The sequence below is a fragment of the Nocardia sp. NPDC049707 genome (genome assembly GCF_040674855.1).
In the GTDB taxonomy this organism is placed as follows: Bacteria; Actinomycetota; Actinomycetes; order Mycobacteriales; family Mycobacteriaceae; genus Nocardia.
The window spans coordinates 15,345-36,839 of sequence record NZ_JBFANN010000046.1 but is presented as its reverse complement, the minus strand read 5'-3'; the positions used below and the strand labels follow the sequence as shown (position 1 = coordinate 36,839).

The window sequence follows — 21,495 nt, the reverse complement described above, 5'->3', positions numbered from 1 at the left end:
CCGCTGGGATCTGCTCGGGTCGCGGCAGATCTCAGCGGCGGTGTAGTCCGGACAGCAGGGTGGTGAGGATCGGGGAGCGGCGGGTATCGCTGCGCAAGACCGCGGAGACCGGAATGCGCAGTCGGTTTTCGGCGAGCTCCAGCACGACCAGGCCCTCGGTCGGGCTGTCGGCGTAGAGCACGGTCCAGGCGTCCGGCCGATTGATCAGTTCCATGGTCGCGGTGTGGTCCGGTGGAATCGGTGGACCGAAGGTGGGGCCCGCGGCCAGATCGGCGAAGGCTGCCCGAATCACATTGTGCAGCAGGACCTGTTCCTGCTCGGGCGGGAGCAGCAGCGGATACTGGCTCAGATCCGACAGCGTCACCTGCTCGCGCGTGGCCAGCGGATGGGCGGCGGAGGTGGCGATGACGAGGTCCTCGATCCATAGCTTCTCGACCGCGAGACCGGGCTCGTCGACACTGCCGCGGATGAGCGCGAGATCACAGTCACCGTCGGCCACCGCGGTGATCCGCTGCCGGAACGGTTTGATGACGAATTCGATCTCGGCGTCCGGATGCGTGGCGCGCGCGCCCGCGATCGCGGAGAGGGATCGGGTCGCGAAGGACATATTGGCGGCCAGCCGGATGCGGTGACCGGAGGTGCGCACGGTGGCTCGGATGGCGGATTCCAGACTGAGCATCTGTTTAGCCAGGGGAAGTAGCCGCATGGTCGCGTCGGTCGGTACAACGGCCCTGGTAGAGCGCTCGAACAAGGGCACGCCGAGGTCACGCTCCAGCCGGGCGATCTGATGGCTGATCGCCGATTGGGAGATGTAACAGCGGGCTGCGGCCCGGCTGAAACTCAGCTCCTCGCACACCGCGACGAAGTAGGTGAGCTGGCGAAGCTCCACGTGATCTCCAATTCATGAGCAATCCAGATAATAGTCATATCTATTATGCGCCTGAACACCTGAAATATCTGCGGTTCGAATGACGGTTAGTAATGAGAGAAGGAGGCTGTTATGGAACACGCAGATGTTGTTATCGTTGGATCGGGATTCGGGGGGCTTGCCGCCGCTAAGCAGTTGGCCAAATCGGGCATTGATTACGTTCTCATCTCGAGCACTCCGGAGCATCTGTTCCAGCCGTTGCTCTACCAGGTCGCGACAGGTGTGCTGGCCTCACACGAGATCGCACCGCCGATCGCCTCGGTACTGCGCAGGCATAAGGAGGCCGACGTCCGGCTCGGCAAGGTCGTCGCCATCGACGCCGATAATGCGGTGCTCACCTATGAGCACGACGGCGCGCATACGCAGATCCGCTACGGCTCGCTGATCGCTGCCACCGGCGCCTCGCAGTCGTATTTCGGCCGCGACGATTTCGCCGATAGGACGTTCTCGCTCAAGACGATCGATGATGCGAAGCTGCTGCGCGCACAGATCGAACGCGTCTTCACCGAGGCCAAGGGCGCGGACGCGGAGACCCGCAAGCGACTGCTCAGCTTTGTGGTGGTCGGCGCGGGTGCGACCGGTGTCGAGGTGGCCGGTCAGCTCGAGGAACTTGCGAAACGGCATTACCACCAAGAGGTTTCGGTGACGCTGGTCGAGGGCGCGGGCGAGGTGCTGCCGCCCTTCGGTGGCGGACTGTCGGAATACGCGAAGGAATCGCTGACCAAGAGCGGCGTCGAGGTGCTGCTCGGCACCTTCGTGACCGATATCGAATTCGGCAAGGTGACCGTCAAGGACAAGCAAGGCATCGAGCGCCGGATCGCGGCCGAGACGGTGGTCTGGTCGGCGGGTGTGCAGGCGGGTGGATTCGCGCAGCTCTTGGCCGAGGCCACCGGCTGCGAAACCGACCGGGCCGGCAGGCTTTTGATCAATCCCGACCTGACCGTCGGTGGGCACGCCGATATCTATGCCATCGGCGATATGACCTCGCTCAACGGCTATCCGGGCCAGTCGCCGGTTGCCATGCAGGAGGGCAGGCACGCCGCCGACATCATTCGCCGCAAGAAGCGGCCCGGCACCCCGTTCACGTACTGGGACAAGGGCAGCATGGCGGTGATCAGCCGGTTCAGCGCGGTGGTGAAACTCAACGAGCACATCACCTTCCGTGGCATCATCGCCTGGACCATGTGGCTTGCCGTACACCTGCTGTACCTGGTCGGGTTCCGCAATCGCTTCGCCGCCGTCGCCTCGTGGCTCATCGCCTTCATCGGCACGGGTCGTCCCGGTTTCGACGAGGCGGACGCAGTGCGGGATCCCGTGCGGGTATCGGAGCGCGACGCCGCCTGAGTTACTGCCGCGAAAAGGTAACGGATCAGGCAAATGACGGCGGTAGCGATGCGGGACACGGAACGCGACGCGACAGTTCGGTGAACGCTCGGTGTGATCATCGTCTCGTTCACCGAACCGGCATCGAGGCGACACTTCGAGGTCGCTCCAGCGCAGTTTCGGGCTGGCTTCATCACGGATATGACTATTTCGTCCGTGTTGACAGCCCCAGCTCGGCCGACGGACTCCGGGGCGGAACGGTCTCGGTATTCGCTGGTCGTCTCGTCCGATTCGGCGCACCGGCTGGCCGCGCAGCGCCTGCGCTATGGCGTGTTCGCCAGTGAGCCCGGCTTCCACATTCCCGACAACGGAACAGGTCTGGACGCGGACCACTTCGACGAGCACTGCGATCACCTGCTGGTCCGCGACGACCGGACCGAGGAATTCGTCGGCTGCTACCGAATGCTGCCGCCGGACAAGGTGACTGCCGCGGGCGGTTACTACACGGCCACCGAATTCGATCTGGCCCAACTGGATCCGGAGGGCAACCGGATCGTGGAAATGGGTCGTGCGTGTGTGGTGCCCGACCACCGCAACGGCTCGGTGCTGACCCTCATGTGGGCGGGCATCCTGCACTACATCCAGCTCACCGGATACGAGTGGGTGATGGGTTGCGTTTCGGTGCCCATGCAGGACACCCCGGCCGATCCGCCCGGGGTGAATGTGCGTGGCGTGCGAGATATGCTGCTCGGCCGGCACGGATCCGATCCCGAGCGGCGGGTGCACCCGCACCGCCCGGTGGTGGTCGACGGACTGACGCTGGCGGAGTTGACACCCCCCGCGCGCCCGAAGCTGCCCCCGCTGCTGCGCGGCTATCTGCGCCTGGGCGCGGAGATCTGCGGTGAGCCCGCGCACGATCCGGACTTCGCGGTCGCCGATTTCGTCGCGCTGCTCGGCCTGGACACGATCAACACTCGCTACCTCAACCGATTACAAGACGCTGCCAATGCATTCGACGGAGGACGGTGAATCAGATGGTGTTCGACGCGCCGCCCGCACAGCGCACCGCGCACGCCTGGATGCCATCGAGTCCCTGTGGGTCCGGCTGTATCGATCCGGTCGATGAGATCGGCACCGCGCGGGTGATCGGCCGACTATTCGGAGTGGCCGGGTTGTTGATCAGCTTTCCCGTAGTCAATGTCGTGACCCCGCGCGGACGGCGCGAACAGCTGCAGCGGCGGTATGCGCGAACGGTTTTGGGCTGTCTCGGGATTCGGTTGCGCATTGTCGACAACCGAGCCGATGCCGGGGAGTCGGCAGATGCGCGCTTCGGCGCTTCGGGTGCGGGGCTGCTGATCGTGGCCGGACATATCGGCTGGACCGATGTGGTCGTCATGGCCGCGGTGCAGCCACTCGGCTTCGTGGCCCGCGCCGATATGGTTGATTGGCCGTTGCTCGGTGGGCTGGCCAAATTGCTGCGGGTCATTCCGATCGAGCGTGAACGGCTGCGCGAATTGCCGGGTGTGGTGGCGCGTCTCGGTGAACGACTGGCGGCGGGGGACCGGGTGGCGGTCTTTCCGGAGGGGACCACCTGGTGTGGCCGCGCCTACGGCACCATGCGGCCCGCACTCTTCCAGGCGGCGGTGGATACCGGAACCCCGGTGCAGCCCGTGCGGTTGCGGTATCGCGATCGGCACGGGATCCAGTGCACCGTGCCGGGATTCGTCGGTGCGGACTCGTTCGCCGCATCGGCGGGCCGGGTGCTGCGGTCCCGGGGACTGGTCGTCGAGATCGTGTTGGAACCGCAGGAACAACCCGGTGCCGATCGTCGCGAGTTGGCACTGCGATGCGAACGCGCCGTGCGTGGTACGGAATTGTCGCGGCACGGCGCAGTGGACGCTCAGCAGTGGATCGCGGCGACCACCACCCGGGTGCAGGACCCCGATGCGACCGCGACCGTCGGACCGCAGGCTCGACGGCCCGCGCGGCGACTGCGCCCGATCACGCTGCGCGGGCGCCGCCGCGAGCCGATCGCGCGCTGACTCAGAACGCGCTGCCGGACGGCAGGTCGAATCTACAACAAACCACCTCTTTGCCGACCCCGAGAGAAACTTCAGGGAAATCGGGGTTTTGCCGGATAGGCGCGGGTGCACTGCCTGCCTATCATGATCGCGAGGGCAACGTGATCAAAGTGGTGACGAGGGGAAACATCCTGTTGGCAAAGAGATTTCGACGACCGACTGCGGCGAGTACCGACAGGCGTAGCGGTGTTCTGGTGCTCGCTGCTGCGGTAGTTCTGATCGGATCCGTGGCTGGAATCGGTATCGCCAGAACTGCGCCGAAAGATCCGCCTGTTGCGGCTGCGCTGGATCGCTTCACCCAGCAACAGTTGGAGTGGGGTCCCTGCGAAAGCGATCTCTTGGATCGAGCCGGCGCGCAGTGCGCGAATGTCACGGTGCCGTTGGACTACGCCGAGCCGCGGGGACGCACCATTTCCGTTGCGATCTCACGAGTGCGGGCGACCGATCCGACCCACCGGCGTGGGATCTTGCTGTCGAATCCGGGTGGGCCCGGCGGCCGCGGCCTCGACTTGCCGGTGCGACTCAGCCGAGCAGCGCCGTCCTATCCATGGGGGCTTTATGACCTGATCGGCATGGACCCGCGCGGAGTCGGTCGATCAACGCCGGTCGACTGCGGATGGCCGATCGGAGACTCGTTTCAATCGGCGGGAGCGGATCTGGCCAGGTTCGGCGAATCCGTTGCTACCCAAGCCGATCTGGCGGCACGGTGCCTCGCCACCGACAACGGTATGTTGCCGCACGTCACGACTCGCAACACAGCACGGGATATCGACCTCATCCGCACGTTGCTCGGCGAAGACCGGATCAACTATTTCGGGATGTCCTACGGCACCTATCTGGGAGCCGTCTTCACGCAGATGTTTCCCGATCGCACCGACCGAATGGTGTTGGACAGCGCGGTCGATCCGGCACGCTACGGCAGCGACGTGATGATCCAGGATCAGGGAGCGCCGCTGGAGGAAGCGCTCGACGCGTTGGCCGACTGGACCGCCGCCCGAGCCGATCAGTATCGGCTGGGAACTACTCGTTCCGATGTTCGTGCAGTAGTGTCCGGCCTGATCGAACAGGCTGCCCGTCAACCGATCCGGGTCGGCGCCTACGGCGTGGACGATCATTGGCTGCCGTCCGTGTTGTTCGGCTACGTGCAGGACTCCCGCCACTTCGAGGACGCGGCGAATGCTATTCGGCAGATCGCGGACGCCGCCGCGGGACAGCTGGCCGAGCCCAGCGCTGACTTGGAGCAGATGCTGAGTGGATTATTGACCGCAACAAAGGATGACGCCCTCGCATCCGTGGAATCCTCGACCGCTGTGGTGTGCGGTGACGTCAGCGCGCCGCGTGACCCCGCGTGGTACTGGCGCAACGTCGAAGCCAGCCGCGCCGGCCAGCCGGTGTTCGGGCCACTGGTCAACAACATCTCCCCGTGCGCGTTCTGGCCCGCGCCCGTCGAACCACGTGTAGAGGTGCACAATGCCACGCCCGTGCTCATCTTGCAGGCCACTGGTGATCCCATCGCGGCGTACCAAGAAGGCGTCGGTCTGCACCGAACCATGACCGGGTCACGGCTGGTGACACTTCAAGACGTCATCGTCCACGGTGTGTTCACCATCCCGAGCAGCTGTGTGAGCCAGGTTGTCGATACCTATCTTCGCGATGGTGGTCTGCCTGCCGCTGATCTCACCTGTCGCGCTGAGTGATTTCGATAACCTACCGCTGCCCCAACAAGCGGACCAGCCGGTCGCCGTTGCCGTCGCAAATCCAGACGGTCGCGGGCATACCCGGCGAATCCGGTATCGCCAGCAGTAACTGCGAGACTTCGGACAGCTCAAAGAAAGTGCCCTGACCGACGAGGAACTGTTCAACGAGATGGGCAGGCTGCACCCTCGGCTTCGCCCGATTTCCTGATATCCGCCAGGGCGAGTGCAGTCGCAGTGATGTCGGCCGAGCGCCGGTTGGTACCGAGGCGAGACGGGTCGGCGGCTCGGGGCGGTGTCTCGATGAACCGTCCGTCCGCACGTTTACATGCCTGAACGTGGCCTCAGGGAATATCGGTCAGCGGTCGGTCGTTGGCCGCAGTCGTGCGCAGAATCGTAGAGATTTCGTAGCCGGCCGGGTGATACCCCAAGGATGCGCAGGTCAACGATGGGATAGGCTTGATCAGTCATGAAGTCGGCTTTTGCGGGTTCGGTCCATGGGGCGCCCCGGACGGTCTACCTCGATCATGCGGCGACCACTCCGATGGTGCCTGCCGCGATCGAGGCGATGACGGCCGCCCTCGGCATGACGGGCAATGCCTCGTCGCTGCACGGTTCCGGACGTGCCGCCCGGCGGATGCTGGAGGAGGCGCGCGAGTCGATCGCCGCCGATCTGGGCGCCAGGCCATCGGAGGTGATCTTCACCTCCGGCGGGACCGAGAGCGACAATCTGGCGATCAAGGGCATCTACTGGGCCCGCCGCGCTGCCGAACCGCGCCGGACCAGGATTGTCGCGGGTTCGACCGAACATCACGCCGTCATCGACGCCGTCGAGTGGCTGGAGCAGCACCAGGGCGCGCAGGTGACCTGGCTGCCGGTCGACTCCGAAGGTGTGGTGTCGCCGCGGGTGCTGCGGGCGGCGCTGGCCGAACAGATCGACGAGGTCGCGCTGGTGACCATCATGTGGGCCAATAACGAGGTCGGCACCATCGCGCCGATCGTCGAATTGGCGTCGGTGGCACAGGAATTCGGCGTGCCCATGCACAGTGACGCGATCCAGGCCGCCGCGCAGCTGCCGATCGACTTCGCGGCCAGTGGGCTTTCAGCGGCGAGTTTCGCCGGACACAAGGTCGGTGGGCCGCACGGTGTCGGTGCGCTGCTGCTCGGCCGGCAGGTGCCGTGTGTGCCGCTCCTGCACGGCGGCGGACATGAGCGCGATCTGCGCTCCGGGACTTCGGATACCGCCGCGGCCGTCGGCCTCGCCGCCGCATTGAACTATGCGGTGACCGAGTTTCCCGCGCGCACAAAGGAATTGAGCGCGCTGCGGGACGAATTGATCGAGGGCATCCGCGATGCCGTTCCGGATGCGGTGCTGAACGGTCCGGACGGCGAGCGACGGTTGCCTGGCAATGCGCACTTCACTTTCCCCGGCTGCGAAGGTGATTCGCTGCTGATGCTGCTCGACGCGGCGGGGATCGAATGCTCGACCGGGTCGGCCTGCAATGCGGGTGTGGCCACCCCGAGTCACGTGCTGATCGCCATGGGCGTGCCGCCGTGGCAGGCCCGCGGTTCACTGCGCTTTTCGTTGGGGTACACCTCGACTCGCGCCGATGTGGACGCGTTGCTGAATGTCTTGCCCCAGATTGTGGAAAGGGCCAGGGCCGCGGGTCTGGCCGGTGCGAAGGGAGGTGTCTGATGCGGGTACTCGCCGCGATGAGTGGTGGTGTGGATTCGGCCGTGGCGGCGGCGCGTGCCGTCGACGCCGGTCATGAGGTGGTCGGCGTACATCTGGCACTGTCCGCGACACCCGGCACCCTGCGTACCGGTTCGCGCGGTTGCTGCTCGAAGGAGGACGCGGGCGACGCCCGGCGGGCCGCCGATGTGCTCGGCATCCCCTTCTATGTCTGGGATTTCGCGGACCGCTTCACCGAAGATGTGATCGACGATTTCGTCGCCGCCTACGCCGCGGGGGAGACCCCGAATCCGTGTCTGCGCTGCAACGAGAAGATCAAGTTCTCCGCACTTGCCGACCGCGCGGTGGCACTCGGCTTCGACGCCGTGGTCACCGGTCATTACGCGCGGCTCGAGGACGGTGTGCTGCGCCGTGCCGTCGATGCCGACAAGGACCAGTCCTATGTGCTCGCGGTGCTGACCGCGCAGCAGCTGTCGCGGGCCATGTTCCCGGTGGGTGACACCCCGAAGCCGCAGATCCGCGCCGAGGCTGCCGAGCGTGGGCTCGCGGTGGCGAATAAGCCCGACAGCCATGACATCTGCTTCATCCCGTCCGGTGACACCAGGGCCTTCCTCGGCGCGAAGATCGGCATCCGGCCGGGTGCGGTGGTCGATGCCGACGGGCAGGTGCTCGCGAATCACGAAGGCGTGCACGGGTTCACCATCGGCCAGCGCAAGGGGCTCGGACTGCCCGGTCCGGCCGCCGACGGTAAGCCACGCTATGTCACCGAGATTGATCCCGACTCCGGCACCGTCCGCGTCGGTTCGGCCGAGGATCTGCAGGTGTGGACCGTCCAGGCCGACCGCGCCATCTGGACCTCCGGTGCCACGCCGAAGGGGCCGATCGAATGCGTGGCGCAGGTGCGCGCGCACGGCGGTACCGCACCGGCGGTGGCCGAGGCGGTCGGCGAAGGGCTGATCGTGCGGCTGCGCGAGCCGCTGACCGGAGTGGCGCGCGGCCAGGCCGTTGTGCTGTATCGCCCGGATGCGTTGGGAGATCAGGTGATCGGCAGCGGCACCATCTCCGGTACGTTGCGCGCGGCGTCGGAATCGGTGCCGAGCGCGAGCACCGCGCAGTGACCGAATTCGCTGCGGAATCGGGCGCGATCGAGGCGAAGACGCGCATCCCCGGAGGGATCGCGTCGGCGGTCGGATCGTGGCCGGGTACGGATTCGCGGGAGGCCGCGGCCACCATTATCGGCGAATTGCCGGATCTGCCGCATCTGGTCGAATTGCCGGGGCGCGGTGTGGGTTCGGACATGATCGGCCGTGTCTCGGCGCTCCTGGTGGATATGCGATTCGATACCACCACGCGGGGTTATCGACTGACGGCCCGGCCCGGCGCGGTCTCGCGGCGTGCGCGCGATCTGCTCAGGTCGGATCTGGACGCGCTCGAAGAGGCCTGGGCGACAGCGGGTTCGACGGGCACGGTCAAACTGCAGGCCACCGGTCCGTTGACGCTCGCGGCCCGACTCGAACTCCCCGTCGGGCACCGCGTGTTGACCGATTCCGGTGCGGTGCGCGATATTTCGGAATCGCTCGCCGAAGGTCTGGCCCAACACGTGGACGAGGTGCGCAAACGCCTCGGGGCGGAAGTCGTTCTGCAACTGGACGAACCATCGCTGACCGATGTGCTGAACGGCTCGCTGCGCGGTGTCAGCGTGCTCGACACGGTGCGCGCGGTCCCCGAACCGGAGGCACTGGCGGTATTGGATGCGGTCATTACCGCTCAGTCCGCTCCTGTCCTGGTCCACACCTGCCCGAACACGCCCGCCCTATCCTTCCTGCGCGGTAGCGCGGCCACCGCCATCGGCTTCGATATGGCCACCATCACTACCCGCGCACTCGACGATATCGGCGAAACCCTGGACGCGGGAAAGCAATTGGTCCTCGGTCTGGTTCCGACGACGCCGCCGGACGAGCCTCCGACCTGGCGCGAAATCGCCGAACCCGGGGTCCGCCTGATCGACCGCCTCGGCCTGCGTCGCTCCGTGCTGGCCACCCAGATCCTGGTCGCCCCCGCCTGCGGCCTGGCCGGTGCCCCACTCGAATGGGCCCGCCGAGCCCTGCGCCTCGCCGCCGAAGTGGCCCGCGCCTACGCCGAAGACCCGGAATCGCTCGACTTCTCCTGACACCCCGGTACGCCGATCCGAGCACCGCGTTGTGTGCGGATGAAACGGCGATGATCGACTACGGATTCGCGGGGGCGATCAATGGGCAACGTCGCCTCGGACCGGATCCGCTGCCGGATAGTCCGTCGCGACGTGCGGGAATGTGGCGGTAACTTGTCGGTGGGCTCGACTAATGTGCGATGGGTGAGTGACAGCGACATTGCGGCGGACCCGGCGACGGCGGAGCAGCGGGTGGAGTGGCAGCGGCTTGCGGACGAGGTTCGGGAGCACCAGTTCCGGTATTACGTGCGGGACGCGCCCATCATCTCCGACGGTGAGTTCGACAAGCTGCTGCGGCAACTGCAGACGCTCGAGGACACACATCCGGATCTGCGCACGCCCGATTCGCCGACGCAGCTGGTCGGCGGCGGATTCGCGACGGATTTCACCGCCGTGGACCACCTCGAGCGAATGCTGTCACTGGACAATGTCTTCGACTTCGACGAGCTGCGCGCCTGGGCGAGCCGGGTCGAGGCCGAGACCGGGCCGAATCTGCACTATCTGTGCGAGGTGAAGATCGACGGTGTCGCGCTGAACCTGGTCTATGAGAAAGGGCGGCTGGTACGCGGCGCGACCCGCGGCGACGGGCGCACCGGTGAAGATGTCACGCTCAACGCGCGCACCATCGAGGACATTCCGAGCGAGCTGACCGCGACCGCGGAGTTCCCGGTCCCGGAGCTGCTCGAGGTGCGCGGCGAGGTCTATTTCCGGCTGGAGGATTTCGAGACCCTCAACGCGGCGATCGTGGCCGAGGGCAAACCGCCTTATGCGAATCCGCGCAATACCGCGGCGGGCTCGCTGCGCCAGAAGGATCCGGCAGTCACCGCGCGGCGGCGGCTGCGGATGATCTGTCACGGTTTCGGACGCATCGAGGGCTACACCCCGGCCTCACAGCACGAGGCCTACCGCGCGCTTGCCGCATGGGGTCTGCCGGTTTCCGAGCACACCAAACTGGTGCAGGGCATCGATGCGGTGATCGAGCGCGTCAACTATTGGGGTGAACACCGTCACGATATCGAGCATGAAATCGACGGCCAGGTCATCAAGGTCGACGAAATGGCGCTGCAGCGCAGGCTCGGCTCGACCTCGCGCGCCCCGCGCTGGGCCATCGCCTACAAATACCCGCCCGAAGAGGCCACGACCAAGCTGCTGAATATCGAGGTCAATGTCGGCCGTACCGGCCGCGTCACCCCGTTCGCGGTAATGGAGCCGGTGTTCATCGCGGGCTCCACGGTCGCCATGGCGACGCTGCACAATGCCTCCGAGGTCAAGCGCAAAGGCGTGCTCATCGGCGATACCGTCACCATCCGCAAGGCCGGTGATGTGATTCCCGAGGTGCTCGGCCCGGTGGTCGACGCACGGACCGGTGCCGAACGCGAATTCGTCATGCCAACGCACTGTCCGGAATGTGGCACCGAACTGGCGCCGCAGAAGGAGGGCGATGCCGATATCCGCTGTCCCAACCAGCAGTTCTGCCCAGCGCAGCTGCGGGAGCGGGTGTTCCATGTGGCCAGCCGCGGTGCGTTCGATATCGAATCGCTCGGCTACGAGGCCGCCAATGATCTGCTGAAGTCGGGCGCGATCACCGACGAGGGTGATCTGTTCGACCTCGACGAGGCGCGGCTGCTCACCACCACTTTGTTCGCCAATAAAGACGGCGGCCTGTCGGCGAACGGTAAGCGACTGCTGGAGAACCTGCAGATCGCCAAGGATCGGCCGCTGTGGCGGGTGCTGGTCGGGTTGTCCATCCGGCACGTCGGGCCCACCGCGGCGCGGGTATTGGCCAGGGAATTCGGCAGTATCGATCGGATCCAGGATGCCGCCGTCGAGGAACTGGCCGCCGCCGACGGTGTCGGCCCGACCATTGCCGCCGCCGTCGCCGAATGGTTCACCGTCGATTGGCATTGCGCGATCGTCGACAAATGGCGCGCCGCGGGCGTGCGGATGGCCGATGAACGCGACGAGTCCATCGAGCGCACGCTCGAGGGGCTGTCGATCGTGGTAACCGGGTCGTTGGAAGGATTTTCCCGCGACGGCGCCAAGGAGGCGATCCTGGTGCGCGGCGGTAAGGCCGCGGGTTCGGTCTCGAAGAAGACGGCATTCGTGGTGATCGGTGATGCGCCGGGTTCCAAGGCCGCGAAGGCGGAGGAACTCGGTGTGCCGATCCTCGACGAGGACGGATTCCGCACGCTGCTCGAGGAGGGCCCGGCGGCGGTGACGCCGGAGACAGCCGCGGGGGATGCCGAGGCCGAGGAGTAGATATGCCGTCGGTGAACGATCCCTTGACCTGAACCCAACTTCAGGTATGACGATCGACTGGTAGGTAACTATCAGGAGATTCGACATGACTCACCGCTCTACCGCTCTGCTCACCGGTGCTTCGGCGGGATTCGGGCTGGCTCTTGCGCGTTCGCTCATCGGGCGCGGCTGGCGGGTGATCGGCACCGCTCGCCGCGCCGACCGGCTCGTTCGGGCGGGATCCGAACTCGGCGAAGCATTTCTCGCGGTGCCGGGCGACATCGCCGATCCGGCGCACCGCGCCGAACTGGCCGAGACCGCGGGCGAATTCGGACACCTCGACCTGGTCGTGAACAATGCGAGCAGGCTCGGGCCCAGTCCGCTGCCGCGCCTGGCGAATTATCCGCTCGATCAGCTCGAACTGGTCTATCGGACCAATGTCATTGCCCCGCTCGCGGTCCTGCAGTTCGCGCTGCCGCTGCTCGATCCAGATGGTGTTGCGGTAAATATCAGCTCCGACGCTGGCGTCGAACCGTATCCGGACTGGGGCGGCTACGGCTCCTCGAAGGCGGCCCTGGATCAACTCACCGCCATCCTGGCCGCCGAACATCCGGAGCTGTCGATCTACGCCTTCGATCCCGGCGATATGCGCACCGAAATGCATCAGGCGGCATTTCCCGGCGACGATATCTCCGATCGCCCCGAACCCGAGACCGTCGTGCCCGCGCTGCTGCGTTTGATCGAGCAGCGACCCAGGAACGGCCGTTATACCGTCGCCGATTTCGCCGCGGGGGTCGGCAGATGAAGGCAGTATCGCGAAGCGATTCGATCAGGGGTGGTGGCCGAGAGACGGGTGGGCCGACCGCGTTGAACGAATGGGTCGATATCCTGCCCCCCGAGCGCAATGCCGCCGCCCCACCGGAAGCGCGTGGCCTGGCTCGCGACGAGGTCCGGATGCTGGTGGCAGCGGATCGCATCTCCCACAACACATTCCGCGAACTGCCACAACAATTGCAGGCGGGTGACCTTGTGGTGGTCAACAATTCGGCGACCCTGGCCGCGGCGGTCGACGGCACCCTCGACGGCATGCCGGTCACGCTACATCTGTCCACCTGGCTCAATGCGTCCGTCGACGGGGCGAGCGGTCCACCGGACACCTTCGGCGGTTGCGATGGACTGTGGGTGGTTGAGGTGCGCACCCGCGAACGCATGCCCTACCCGCGTGACCTGCACCCGGGCCGCGAGATTCAGCTGCCGGGACGTGGCGCAGCCACCCTGCGGGAACCCTGGCTGCCGGGTGCGCGCCGACTCTGGATCGCCGAACTCAGCGCGGATCCCACTTGGCTGCTGGCGACCCACGGCTATCCGATCACCTATGCGTATGTGCCACAACGCTGGTCGCCGTCGTACTACACGACCGTCTTCGGTCGAATTCCCGGCAGCGCCGAAATGCCGAGTGCGGCACGCCCGTTCACTCAAAGACTAGTGCTCGATCTGGTGACCTCGGGCGTCGCGATCGCACCGATCACCCTGCACACCGGGGTCTCCTCACCGGAGGCGGGCGAACCCCCGAGCCCGGAGCGGTTCGCGGTACCGGCGACGACCGCGCGTCTGGTGAACGACACGAAGGCGGCGGGCGGGCGCATCATCGCGGTCGGCACCACCGTGACGCGAGCGTTGGAGACCGCCGCCGATCAGCACGGAGTCGTGCATCCGGCCCGGGGGTGGACCGAACTGGTCCTCGGAACGCGACATCCGGCCCGGGTGGTCGACGGCATCATCACCGGCTGGCACGCACCCGGCGCATCGCATCTGGATCTACTCGTCGCGGTCGCGGGTGAGGCCACCGTCCACGAGGCGTATATCACCGCCCTCGGTACCGGTTATCTCTGGCACGAGTTCGGCGACAGCGCGTTGCTGTTCGGTCCCGACGCTAGGAGGGGCTGATGTTCACGGTGGAGTCGAGCTGGCCGCCGACCTCGATCCGGCCGCACTGACCATTGCGGAGATCGAGATGGGCGGTCCTGGTCTTGGTCCGGCTCTTCTGGATGGTGGTGTCGACGATGACCTGGACCCGGCCCACCGAGCACACCTTCACCAACGCGGGCTTGCCGTCGAAACCGTAGGTGCCGCCACTCTGGCAGGTGTTGGTCTCGTCGTGGAAGAAGATCCGGGCGGTGCCGTCCGGACAGGGCGCCTCGGCGGTGGCCTGCGGCGGGCCGAGTACGACCAGCGGGCCGAGTGCGAGCGCGGCCGCTACGGAGCTGCGGGCCACTAGGCGACGAATCGTCGATTCCATCGGTGAACCATCCCTCATCAAAACATTTCCGGCAGATGCCAGCGGATAGCCGCGGCGCCTGCATGGTATCGCGTGACATGCGCATTTGTCCGCCGGAAGCCCACGGGCAGTGCCGGTTCCGGCCCGTGCCGCGGGTGCGGTGTCGCGGTCCGGCGGGCGAACCGACAGGATGGCGGGATGCTGCGCAGTTTTCAGGTGACGAATCACAGATCGCTGGCCGAACGGCAGGACTTGCGTTTGAGCCGGGGGAGCGGACCGGTCGCGGTACCGGTGACGGCGGTGCACGGTGCGAGTGCGGCGGGCAAGACGAGCCTGATCGATGGGCTGGCGCAGATGCGCGATGCCGTACTGAATTCGGTGACCGGCTGGGATCCCTACGCGGGACCGCTGCGCGCGCCGCACCGCGGATTCCCGGATCGCCCTTCGGAATTCGTGGCAAACTTCGTCGCGGAGGGGGTGCCGTACACCTATGGGTTCCGCCTGGACAATGCGGATGTGGCGGCCGAATGGCTCCACACACATCCGCGCTCACGCAAGCGAATTGTGTTCGAGCGCAACGGTGAACAGATCAAGATCGGTCCGATGTTCGAGGCCGCGCGGTACGGTATCGCGGCACTGTTGCCGCTGGTGCGGCCGAATGCGTTGCTGCTCAGTCTCGCCGGGCAGATGTATGCCGAGGCGCTGGTGCCCGCATATCGGTGGTTCTCCGCGATGCTCGAGGTGCAGCACGGCGCGACGGATGCGACGGCCGTCGCGCATCGCCTCGGCAGTCATCTGTCGGCGGCACCGGACCATGCGGTGCGGCTGCTCATGCTGCTGCGCACCGCCGAACTCGGCATTACCGATCTGCTGATCGCCGACCCGGATCCGATGTACGCGGACTATCTGCGCGAACTCGACGCCGATATCGCGGGGACGGCCAAACAGGTGGAGTTGTGTGCGACCTCGCCAGGACATGCTGACCAGTTGCTGCGAGAAAGCGGCATCACCGAGGTCATGCTCGAACGCGAACTGAGCAATCTGAAGGCGGCACGTGATGCCCTCTACACCCGGATGGTCGAGCGTCGCGGTGTCGGTCTCGGCCTGGTGCACGCCGGAATCGACTCCGCCTTCGATATCACCGACGAATCCGCCGCCACCCTCTCGATGCTGCGCTTACTGCCGACCATGCTGGACGCGCTGGACTCCGGCCGGGTACTCGCGATCGACGATATCGGCGCGCACCTGCCGGTCGAGGAGACCGATCGGCTGATCCAGCTGTTTCAGAATCCGGAGACCAACTCCCGTGGCGCGCAACTGATCTTCACCACGAATAGCCGCTCACTGATCGATCGGACGAACGGCCGCTCGCAGCGCACCCGCACCGCCGTCTGGCAGATCCGCCGCACCGATCACGGCACCAGCGAACTCGCCGCGCTGTAGTCCGCGGCATCGGCCACCTTTGCCATGGTCGCTGTCGTGCCGAGCGGCGCCGCGGTATGCGGGCCTGGACCAATAGCATGGGTGCCATGGTGCAGTTCGGGATGTTGGTGATCATGGTCGGCGCGCTGGTGGCGATGGTCATGCTCTACCTGCGTGGGCGCAGTGGCGTCCGGCTGGCGAATCCGGAGACGGGGACGCTGTATGTCACCGGAGTGAGCCCCCGGCCCGACGCGATGGGTGAGCAGTACGTGACCATCACCGGCAATCTGACCGGCCCGTCGGTGCCCGGCACTGTGGTGTACGGCCGCCTGGTGTGGGACGTGCACAACTGGCCCGCCATCGGGGATCTGATCCCGGTCGTCTACCCCTCCGGTAGGCCGGAACGCTGGCAGGTCTCGAACCCGGGCGCGCGTCCGGGCCTCGGGTCCTGACCGGCCGCGATGTCCGCACACGGTCGCATGGGCAGTGTCCACCCCGGAGCTCCCTGCCGTGCGCCGGACCATGGGCCGAGTGACCGGAGTCCGCGCCTGAGGCCGCCACCTACGACATCCCGCCCGGCAGCGACCCGACTGACCGTCTCGGCGGCGAGCACGCCTCGAGTCGGCGGCCCTGCGCCGAGTCGCGTCGGTCGGTCGACCGACCGGGTGTTGCGGAGTGGCCACTCGGGCGGTGGGAGGATGCCGGTATGGCTTTGCAGGACTCCCAGGTCGTCATTCGGAACGCTCGCCCGGAGGAATACGACGCGGTCGGTGACTTGACGGTCGAGGTCTACGTCGGCGAGGGCTACGTTCGCCCCGGCAGCCCGTATGTCACCCAACTCGCCGATATCACCCATCGCGCGGGTGTGGCGCAGGTGCTGGTCGCCGTGCACGACGATCGAGTGGTCGGCTCGCTGGCGGTGGCCCGGCCCGGCACGCCGTATGCCGAGATCGCCCGACCGGGGGAGTTGGAGTTCCGGATGCTCGCCGTATCGAAGTCGGCGCGCGGGCTCGGTGCGGGAACGGCGTTGGTGCGCACCGTCATCGAGACCGCACGCGCCGAATCCTTTGCCGCAGTGGTGCTCACCACGATGCCCGCCATGGTCGATGCTCGGCGGATCTATGATCGATTCGGTTTCGTCCCTGCGCCGGAACGGGATTGGCGGACCGAGGTGGGCGAGTGGCTGTCGGTGCTCCGGCTGGATCTCACCGACTGATCGGTCTCAGCCCAATACGGTTGCGACGATACCGGCGAGATAGCCGAGCCGCGCGACCTCCGAGGGCCGGAAGTCGGGGCCGCCGGGTCGTCCGAGCAGCAGCACCTTGCCGGCATTGCCGAGCGGCGCGGCGGCCAGTTTGGTGTCCATATCGCGCCAGATCTGCGGCACCCAATCGCCCTCGGGGTCCAGGACGGCGGGCTTCTCCAGCGGCATCCACGGTGCCGAGCCCGCCTGCGTCTGCGGTGCACTCTGGCTGCCGACGACGCGATAGGCGCCCTGCGGCCCCAAATTCATGATGGTGCTCCAGCCGACCCGCAGCACTCGCGGCACTCCATCCACGAGCACCTGCATCCGATCGTCGCGGGCGCTGGCGACCTGATCGATCAATTCGAGTTCGCGATGGGTATCCAGCACGCCGGAGTACGGGCGGATGGAGTCCACGTGCACATCGCCGATCGATTCGGCGGCGGTGATCAAGGTGTCCGGTAACGCACCCTGCGGCACTTCGACGACGAGATCGTCGACGGCGAATCCCGCACCCCGCTCGACCACGTCGAGGGAGAGGATGTCGGCGCCGACGGAGCCCAGTGCGAGCGCGAGCGCACCGAGGCTTCCCGGTCGATCCGGAAGTTGCACGCGGAGCAGGTAAGACACGCGCGTTCCTTTCCTTGACGGCCGAGGTTATGAACGGATACCCGGGTCACGCAATACTTACACCCCTGAGTCCCGGTTATCGACTCGGAGTCCGGTCAGTGACGAATGTCACAGCGCGAATTTGTGCGGGCGCGGCGTGTCGCGCTAGCGGATGGGGTGTGTCGTCGCTCCCGTGGCTCCTGTGCAAGGTACCTGGGTGGGAGTCGCTAGGCTATTCGGTGGCCGTTCACCAAGCTCAATCATGCCGAAAGGGGTCCGCGGTGCCCGCCATCTCCCGCGACGAGGTCGCACACCTCGCCCGGCTGTCCAGGCTCGCTCTGTCCGAAGCCGAACTGGATCAGTTCGCCGGTCAGTTGGATTCGATCCTGAGTCACGTGCGGACCATCTCCGAGGTCGCCGCCGCCGATGTGCCGGCGACCGCTTCGCCGAATCCGGCGACCAACGTGACGCGTCCGGATCAGGTCGTCCCGTGCCTCACCCCGGAGGAGGCGCTCTCGGGTGCTCCGGCGGTCGAGGACCAGCGGTTCCTGGTTCCGCAGATTCTGGGAGAGGGCGAATGAGTTCAGCATCGCGTAGCGATTCCCTAGGGGGCGGCGGTCGGGCGACGGGTGAGCCCGACCTGACCGCGCTGTCGGCCGCCGAATTGGCGGCGAAGATCCACAGCCGCGAGGTGACCTCGGTGGAGGTCACCCAGGCGCATTTGGATCGGATCGCCGCCGTCGATGGTGAGTACCACGCCTTCCTGCACGTGGCCGGGAACGAGGCGCTCGGCGCGGCCGCCGCGGTGGATGCCGCGCTCGCCGCGGGCGACGCGCCCGCCTCGCCGCTGGCCGGAGTTCCGTTGGCGCTCAAGGATGTTTTCACGACCACGGATATGCCGACCACCTGTGCCTCGAAGATTCTCGATGGCTGGGTCGCGCCGTACGACGCGACACTGACCGCTCGGTTGCGGGCCGCGGGCATCCCGATTCTCGGCAAGACCAATATGGACGAGTTCGCGATGGGCTCCTCCACCGAGAACTCGGCCTTCGGCCCGACCCGGAATCCGTGGGATACCACCAGGATTCCGGGTGGTTCGGGCGGTGGCTCGGCGGCTGCGCTGGCTTCGCATCAGGCGCCGCTGGCGATCGGTACCGACACCGGCGGCTCGATTCGGCAGCCCGCCGCGGTGACCGCGACCGTCGGCACCAAGCCGACCTACGGCACCGTCTCCCGGTTCGGTCTGGTCGCGTGCGCGTCCTCGCTGGATCAAGGCGGACCGTGCGGCCGCACCGTGCTCGATACCGCGCTGCTGCACGAGGTGATCGCCGGATACGACCCGCGCGATTCCACCTCCCGCAATGTGCCGGTGCCGCCGGTGGTCGCCGCGGCGCACGAGGGCGCCAAGGGTGATCTGCGCGGCGTGAAAGTCGGTGTGGTGAAGGAACTGCGCTCCGACAGCTATCAGCCGGGCGTCATCGCATCCTTCGATGCGGCCGTCGGCGTGCTGAAGGATTTGGGTGCCGAGGTCGTCGAAGTGTCTTGTCCGCACTTCGAATACGCGCTCGCCTCCTACTACCTGATCCTGCCGAGCGAGGTGTCCTCCAACCTGGCGCGCTTCGACGCCATGCGCTACGGACTGCGCGTCGACGACGACGGCAGCCACAGCGCGGAGCAGGTCATGGCCGCGACCCGTGCCGCCGGATTCGGCCCGGAAGTCAAGCGCCGCATCATGATCGGCACCTACGCGCTGTCGGCCGGGTACTACGACGCCTACTACGGTCAGGCGCTCAAGGTGCGCACGCTGATCGCCCGCGACTTCGACAATGCCTATGAGCAGGTCGATGTCCTGGTCTCCCCGACCAGCCCGTTCACCCCGTGGAAGCTGGGGGAGAAGGTCGACGATCCGCTGGCGATGTACCTGTCCGATCTGTGCACGCTGCCCACGAATCTGGCGGGGCATGCGGCGATGTCGGTGCCGTCGGGATTGAGCAAGGACGACGGGATGCCGGTGGGTCTGCAGATCATGGCTCCCGCGCTCGCCGATGATCGGCTGTACCGCGTCGGTGCGGCGTACGAGGCGGCGCGCGGGCCGATCGCCTGAGAAGTGTTGGCCTGAGCGCCCATCCCCGTCATGCGGGAATGGGCGCTCAGGGCATCCCTATGCGGGCCAGACGAACTCCGGATCACTGAGGTAGTCCTGGCGCCGCTGGTCCAACGCCATCGCGACCATCTGGTGTGCACCGGGTCCGATTACCTTGCGCACCGGTGGGTTCGGCATATTCACCAGCGCGATCAGTTCCGCCGCGGCGACTTCCGGGGCTGCTTCCGCCCACTCGGGCTCGGCATCGGTCACCGGCGGTGCGGCGGTCGGGTCCGGGTAGTCCGGCCTGCCCAGGATGCCGGTGCGCAGTTCGTCGTACGCCGGCAGTGCCGTCGCGAACTTCATGCTCGACTTCGCCCAATCGGTGTCGAACCCGCCGAGCTGTGCCAGCGTGACGTGAATTCCAAAGGGGCGCAGCTCATCCGCTAGTGATGCACCGAAACCCTCTAGCGCCCATTTACTTGCGTTGTACATGCTGAACAGCGGCAGGCTGCCGACCGCGCCGACGGTGGAGATCTGCACGATATGCCCCGAGCCCTGCTTGCGTAAATGCGGCACCGCGGCCTGCGAAATCCACAGCGCACCATAGAAATTGGTGTCCATCTGGGCGCGGATCTCGGCTTCGGTCAGTTCCTCGACCGCGCCGACCAAACCGTATCCGGCATTGTTCACGATCACATCGATGCTGCCCGCGATCGCGAATGCCTCGCGCACCGTGGCGATCGCGCGGTCACGGTCGCGAACATCCAAGGGCAGCACTGCCAATCGGTCGTCGTCGATATCAGCCATCGACTGCGGGTCGCGAGCGGTCGCGACAACGCGGTCGCCGCAGGCGAGTGCGGCGAGCGTGAACGCCCGCCCCAGCCCGCGGTTCGCGCCGGTGATGAACCAGGTTCTGGTCACTGTCGATCCTTTCGTCGCGAGACGCTCCGTCTCGTTTGATGAGGATGTCAATCGAATCCAGCCCTGTCAAGACGAGACGTTGCGTCTCGTTTTTGGTATCGTCTCGTCATGTCCGAAACACCCAGCGCAGCCAGGCGCAGCGAACGTGCCCGTGCCGCGATTCTCGGCGCGGCCACCGAACTGATTCGTGAGATGCCCTACCCGAAGTTGAGCGTCGAGGCCATCGCGTCCCGCGCCGGCGTCGGCAAGCAGACGATCTACCGCTGGTGGCCATCGAAGGGTGCGGTCGTCTTCGACGCGATGCTCGAGCTCCATTCGGGTCCGGACGGTCTCGTCCTTCCTGATACCGGCGACATCCGCGCGGACCTGCGCGAATTGCTCCGCGGTGCGATCGCCGAACTCACCGATCCGAGCTTCGAGGCCTTCCTGCGCGCGATGTACATCGAGATCCAACAGGACCGGGAACTAGCCGTCGCCTACCGTGAGCGACTACTGCTGCCGCAGCGGGTCGCCATTGCCGAACGCCTGTCCGCCGGTGTCCGAGCCGGACAGCTCCGCTCCGACCTCGATCCGGAATTCGCCATCGATCTGCTCCTCGGCCCCATCCAATCCCGGTGGTCGCTGGGCCTGCCCGGCCTGACCGACTCCTACGCCGACGCCACCCTCGAGGCCGCCCTGGCTCACCTCCGGGCCTGACCGTGTGCCTCGTCGTAGGTGGCCGCACCGCGGTCGTATTCGAACGACTTCGACCTCGCCGGTACGCCGACGCC

General features: G+C 66.5%; 20 protein-coding genes. 16 read left to right on the top strand and 4 right to left on the bottom strand.

Annotation, left to right across the window (positions count from 1 at the left end; all coding sequences use genetic code 11):
- Positions 1–31: 31 nt before the first annotated feature.
- Complete coding sequence (locus AB0J29_RS30305; protein WP_364498334.1) at positions 32–889, bottom strand: LysR family transcriptional regulator; 858 nt, start codon at positions 887–889, stop codon at positions 32–34.
- A gap of 111 nt (positions 890–1,000) precedes the next feature.
- On the opposite strand from AB0J29_RS30305, the gene AB0J29_RS30300 reads away from it, so the two are divergent.
- The 10 genes from AB0J29_RS30300 to AB0J29_RS30255 all read left to right on the top strand — a co-directional run bounded on the left by AB0J29_RS30300 (position 1,001) and on the right by AB0J29_RS30255 (position 14,113).
- Positions 1,001–2,272, top strand: coding sequence for an NAD(P)/FAD-dependent oxidoreductase (locus tag AB0J29_RS30300; RefSeq protein WP_364793630.1), 1,272 nt, complete (start codon positions 1,001–1,003; stop codon positions 2,270–2,272).
- Between the two features lie 180 nt (positions 2,273–2,452).
- Positions 2,453–3,280 carry a GNAT family N-acyltransferase gene (locus AB0J29_RS30295; RefSeq protein ID WP_364793628.1) on the top strand — a complete coding sequence of 276 codons (828 nt, stop codon included), beginning with the start codon at positions 2,453–2,455 and terminating at the stop codon, positions 3,278–3,280.
- 5 nt (positions 3,281–3,285) lie between these two features.
- Positions 3,286–4,293 (top strand): lysophospholipid acyltransferase family protein, encoded by a 1,008-nt coding sequence (locus tag AB0J29_RS30290; protein ID WP_364793678.1) that lies wholly within the window; start codon positions 3,286–3,288, stop codon positions 4,291–4,293.
- A 266-nt stretch (positions 4,294–4,559) separates the two neighbouring features.
- The gene (locus tag AB0J29_RS30285; RefSeq protein ID WP_364793626.1) at positions 4,560–6,029 is read left to right on the top strand and encodes an alpha/beta hydrolase; all 1,470 of its coding nucleotides are present in this window, start codon (positions 4,560–4,562) and stop codon (positions 6,027–6,029) included.
- A gap of 466 nt (positions 6,030–6,495) precedes the next feature.
- A complete protein-coding gene (locus tag AB0J29_RS30280; protein ID WP_364793624.1) occupies positions 6,496–7,722 on the top strand; it encodes a cysteine desulfurase family protein in 1,227 nt (408 codons plus the stop codon).
- Complete coding sequence (gene mnmA, locus AB0J29_RS30275) at positions 7,722–8,837, top strand: tRNA 2-thiouridine(34) synthase MnmA (protein ID WP_364793622.1); 1,116 nt, start codon at positions 7,722–7,724, stop codon at positions 8,835–8,837. Before AB0J29_RS30280 ends, mnmA begins: the two co-directional genes overlap by 1 nt.
- A 44-nt stretch (positions 8,838–8,881) precedes the next feature.
- Positions 8,882–9,889 carry a methionine synthase gene (locus tag AB0J29_RS30270; RefSeq protein WP_364793676.1) on the top strand — a complete coding sequence of 336 codons (1,008 nt, stop codon included), beginning with the start codon at positions 8,882–8,884 and terminating at the stop codon, positions 9,887–9,889.
- A 198-nt stretch (positions 9,890–10,087) separates the two neighbouring features.
- Positions 10,088–12,187, top strand: a complete 2,100-nt coding sequence (gene ligA / locus AB0J29_RS30265; RefSeq protein WP_364793674.1) for an NAD-dependent DNA ligase LigA — start codon at positions 10,088–10,090, stop codon at positions 12,185–12,187.
- A gap of 85 nt (positions 12,188–12,272) precedes the next feature.
- Positions 12,273–12,971, top strand: coding sequence for an SDR family oxidoreductase (locus AB0J29_RS30260; RefSeq protein ID WP_364793620.1), 699 nt, complete (start codon positions 12,273–12,275; stop codon positions 12,969–12,971).
- A complete protein-coding gene (locus AB0J29_RS30255) occupies positions 12,968–14,113 on the top strand; it encodes an S-adenosylmethionine:tRNA ribosyltransferase-isomerase (protein ID WP_364793618.1) in 1,146 nt (381 codons plus the stop codon). The genes AB0J29_RS30260 and AB0J29_RS30255 overlap by 4 nt, the downstream gene beginning before the upstream one ends.
- Here the strand turns inward: AB0J29_RS30255 and AB0J29_RS30250 are convergent.
- Entirely contained in the window at positions 14,100–14,465 is a 366-nt protein-coding gene (locus AB0J29_RS30250; RefSeq protein ID WP_364793616.1) for a hypothetical protein, read from the bottom strand. The genes AB0J29_RS30255 and AB0J29_RS30250 overlap by 14 nt on opposite strands.
- Before the next feature lie 177 nt (positions 14,466–14,642).
- Here AB0J29_RS30250 and AB0J29_RS30245 point away from each other — a divergent pair, with 177 nt between their 5' ends.
- The 3 genes from AB0J29_RS30245 to AB0J29_RS30235 all read left to right on the top strand — a co-directional run bounded on the left by AB0J29_RS30245 (position 14,643) and on the right by AB0J29_RS30235 (position 17,082).
- Complete coding sequence (locus tag AB0J29_RS30245; protein WP_364793614.1) at positions 14,643–15,887, top strand: ATP-binding protein; 1,245 nt, start codon at positions 14,643–14,645, stop codon at positions 15,885–15,887.
- Between the two features lie 86 nt (positions 15,888–15,973).
- Positions 15,974–16,318, top strand: a complete 345-nt coding sequence (locus AB0J29_RS30240; protein WP_364793612.1) for a hypothetical protein — start codon at positions 15,974–15,976, stop codon at positions 16,316–16,318.
- Positions 16,319–16,572: 254 nt separating this feature from the next.
- On the top strand, positions 16,573–17,082 hold the full coding sequence (locus AB0J29_RS30235; protein ID WP_364793610.1) for a GNAT family N-acetyltransferase: 510 nt from the start codon (positions 16,573–16,575) through the stop codon (positions 17,080–17,082).
- Between the two features lie 6 nt (positions 17,083–17,088).
- Here the strand turns inward: AB0J29_RS30235 and AB0J29_RS30230 are convergent, their stop codons facing one another.
- On the bottom strand, positions 17,089–17,739 hold the full coding sequence (locus AB0J29_RS30230) for an amino acid-binding protein (RefSeq protein WP_364793608.1): 651 nt from the start codon (positions 17,737–17,739) through the stop codon (positions 17,089–17,091).
- Positions 17,740–17,999: 260 nt separating this feature from the next.
- Here AB0J29_RS30230 and gatC point away from each other — a divergent pair, with 260 nt between their 5' ends.
- Together gatC and gatA are read left to right on the top strand one after the other, a co-directional pair.
- Positions 18,000–18,299, top strand: a complete 300-nt coding sequence (gene gatC / locus AB0J29_RS30225) for an Asp-tRNA(Asn)/Glu-tRNA(Gln) amidotransferase subunit GatC (protein ID WP_364793606.1) — start codon at positions 18,000–18,002, stop codon at positions 18,297–18,299.
- The gene (gene gatA / locus AB0J29_RS30220; RefSeq protein WP_364793604.1) at positions 18,296–19,822 is read left to right on the top strand and encodes an Asp-tRNA(Asn)/Glu-tRNA(Gln) amidotransferase subunit GatA; all 1,527 of its coding nucleotides are present in this window, start codon (positions 18,296–18,298) and stop codon (positions 19,820–19,822) included. Before gatC ends, gatA begins: the two co-directional genes overlap by 4 nt.
- A 57-nt stretch (positions 19,823–19,879) precedes the next feature.
- On the opposite strand, the gene AB0J29_RS30215 is transcribed toward gatA, so the two are convergent.
- Entirely contained in the window at positions 19,880–20,725 is an 846-nt protein-coding gene (locus tag AB0J29_RS30215; protein WP_364793602.1) for an SDR family NAD(P)-dependent oxidoreductase, read from the bottom strand.
- A gap of 108 nt (positions 20,726–20,833) precedes the next feature.
- Between AB0J29_RS30215 and AB0J29_RS30210 the strand changes: the two genes are divergently transcribed.
- Positions 20,834–21,421 carry a TetR/AcrR family transcriptional regulator gene (locus tag AB0J29_RS30210; protein WP_364793600.1) on the top strand — a complete coding sequence of 196 codons (588 nt, stop codon included), beginning with the start codon at positions 20,834–20,836 and terminating at the stop codon, positions 21,419–21,421.
- Positions 21,422–21,495: the final 74 nt, after the last annotated feature.

Bases quoted from the DNA above. Each gene is read 5' to 3' on its own strand.
- gatA (WP_364793604.1), top strand. From the start codon at position 18,296: ATGAGTTCAGCATCGCGTAGCGATTCCCTAGGGGGCGGCGGTCGGGCG.
- mnmA (WP_364793622.1), top strand. From the start codon at position 7,722: ATGCGGGTACTCGCCGCGATGAGTGGTGGTGTGGATTCGGCCGTGGCG.
- AB0J29_RS30260 (WP_364793620.1), top strand. From the start codon at position 12,273: ATGACTCACCGCTCTACCGCTCTGCTCACCGGTGCTTCGGCGGGATTC.
- AB0J29_RS30245 (WP_364793614.1), top strand. From the start codon at position 14,643: ATGCTGCGCAGTTTTCAGGTGACGAATCACAGATCGCTGGCCGAACGG.
- AB0J29_RS30300 (WP_364793630.1), top strand. From the start codon at position 1,001: ATGGAACACGCAGATGTTGTTATCGTTGGATCGGGATTCGGGGGGCTT.
- AB0J29_RS30235 (WP_364793610.1), top strand. From the start codon at position 16,573: ATGGCTTTGCAGGACTCCCAGGTCGTCATTCGGAACGCTCGCCCGGAG.
- AB0J29_RS30280 (WP_364793624.1), top strand. From the start codon at position 6,496: ATGAAGTCGGCTTTTGCGGGTTCGGTCCATGGGGCGCCCCGGACGGTC.
- AB0J29_RS30290 (WP_364793678.1), top strand. From the start codon at position 3,286: ATGGTGTTCGACGCGCCGCCCGCACAGCGCACCGCGCACGCCTGGATG.
- AB0J29_RS30255 (WP_364793618.1), top strand. From the start codon at position 12,968: ATGAAGGCAGTATCGCGAAGCGATTCGATCAGGGGTGGTGGCCGAGAG.
- AB0J29_RS30250 (WP_364793616.1), bottom strand. From the start codon at position 14,465: ATGGAATCGACGATTCGTCGCCTAGTGGCCCGCAGCTCCGTAGCGGCC.
- AB0J29_RS30210 (WP_364793600.1), top strand. From the start codon at position 20,834: ATGTCCGAAACACCCAGCGCAGCCAGGCGCAGCGAACGTGCCCGTGCC.
- AB0J29_RS30295 (WP_364793628.1), top strand. From the start codon at position 2,453: ATGACTATTTCGTCCGTGTTGACAGCCCCAGCTCGGCCGACGGACTCC.
- AB0J29_RS30240 (WP_364793612.1), top strand. From the start codon at position 15,974: ATGGTGCAGTTCGGGATGTTGGTGATCATGGTCGGCGCGCTGGTGGCG.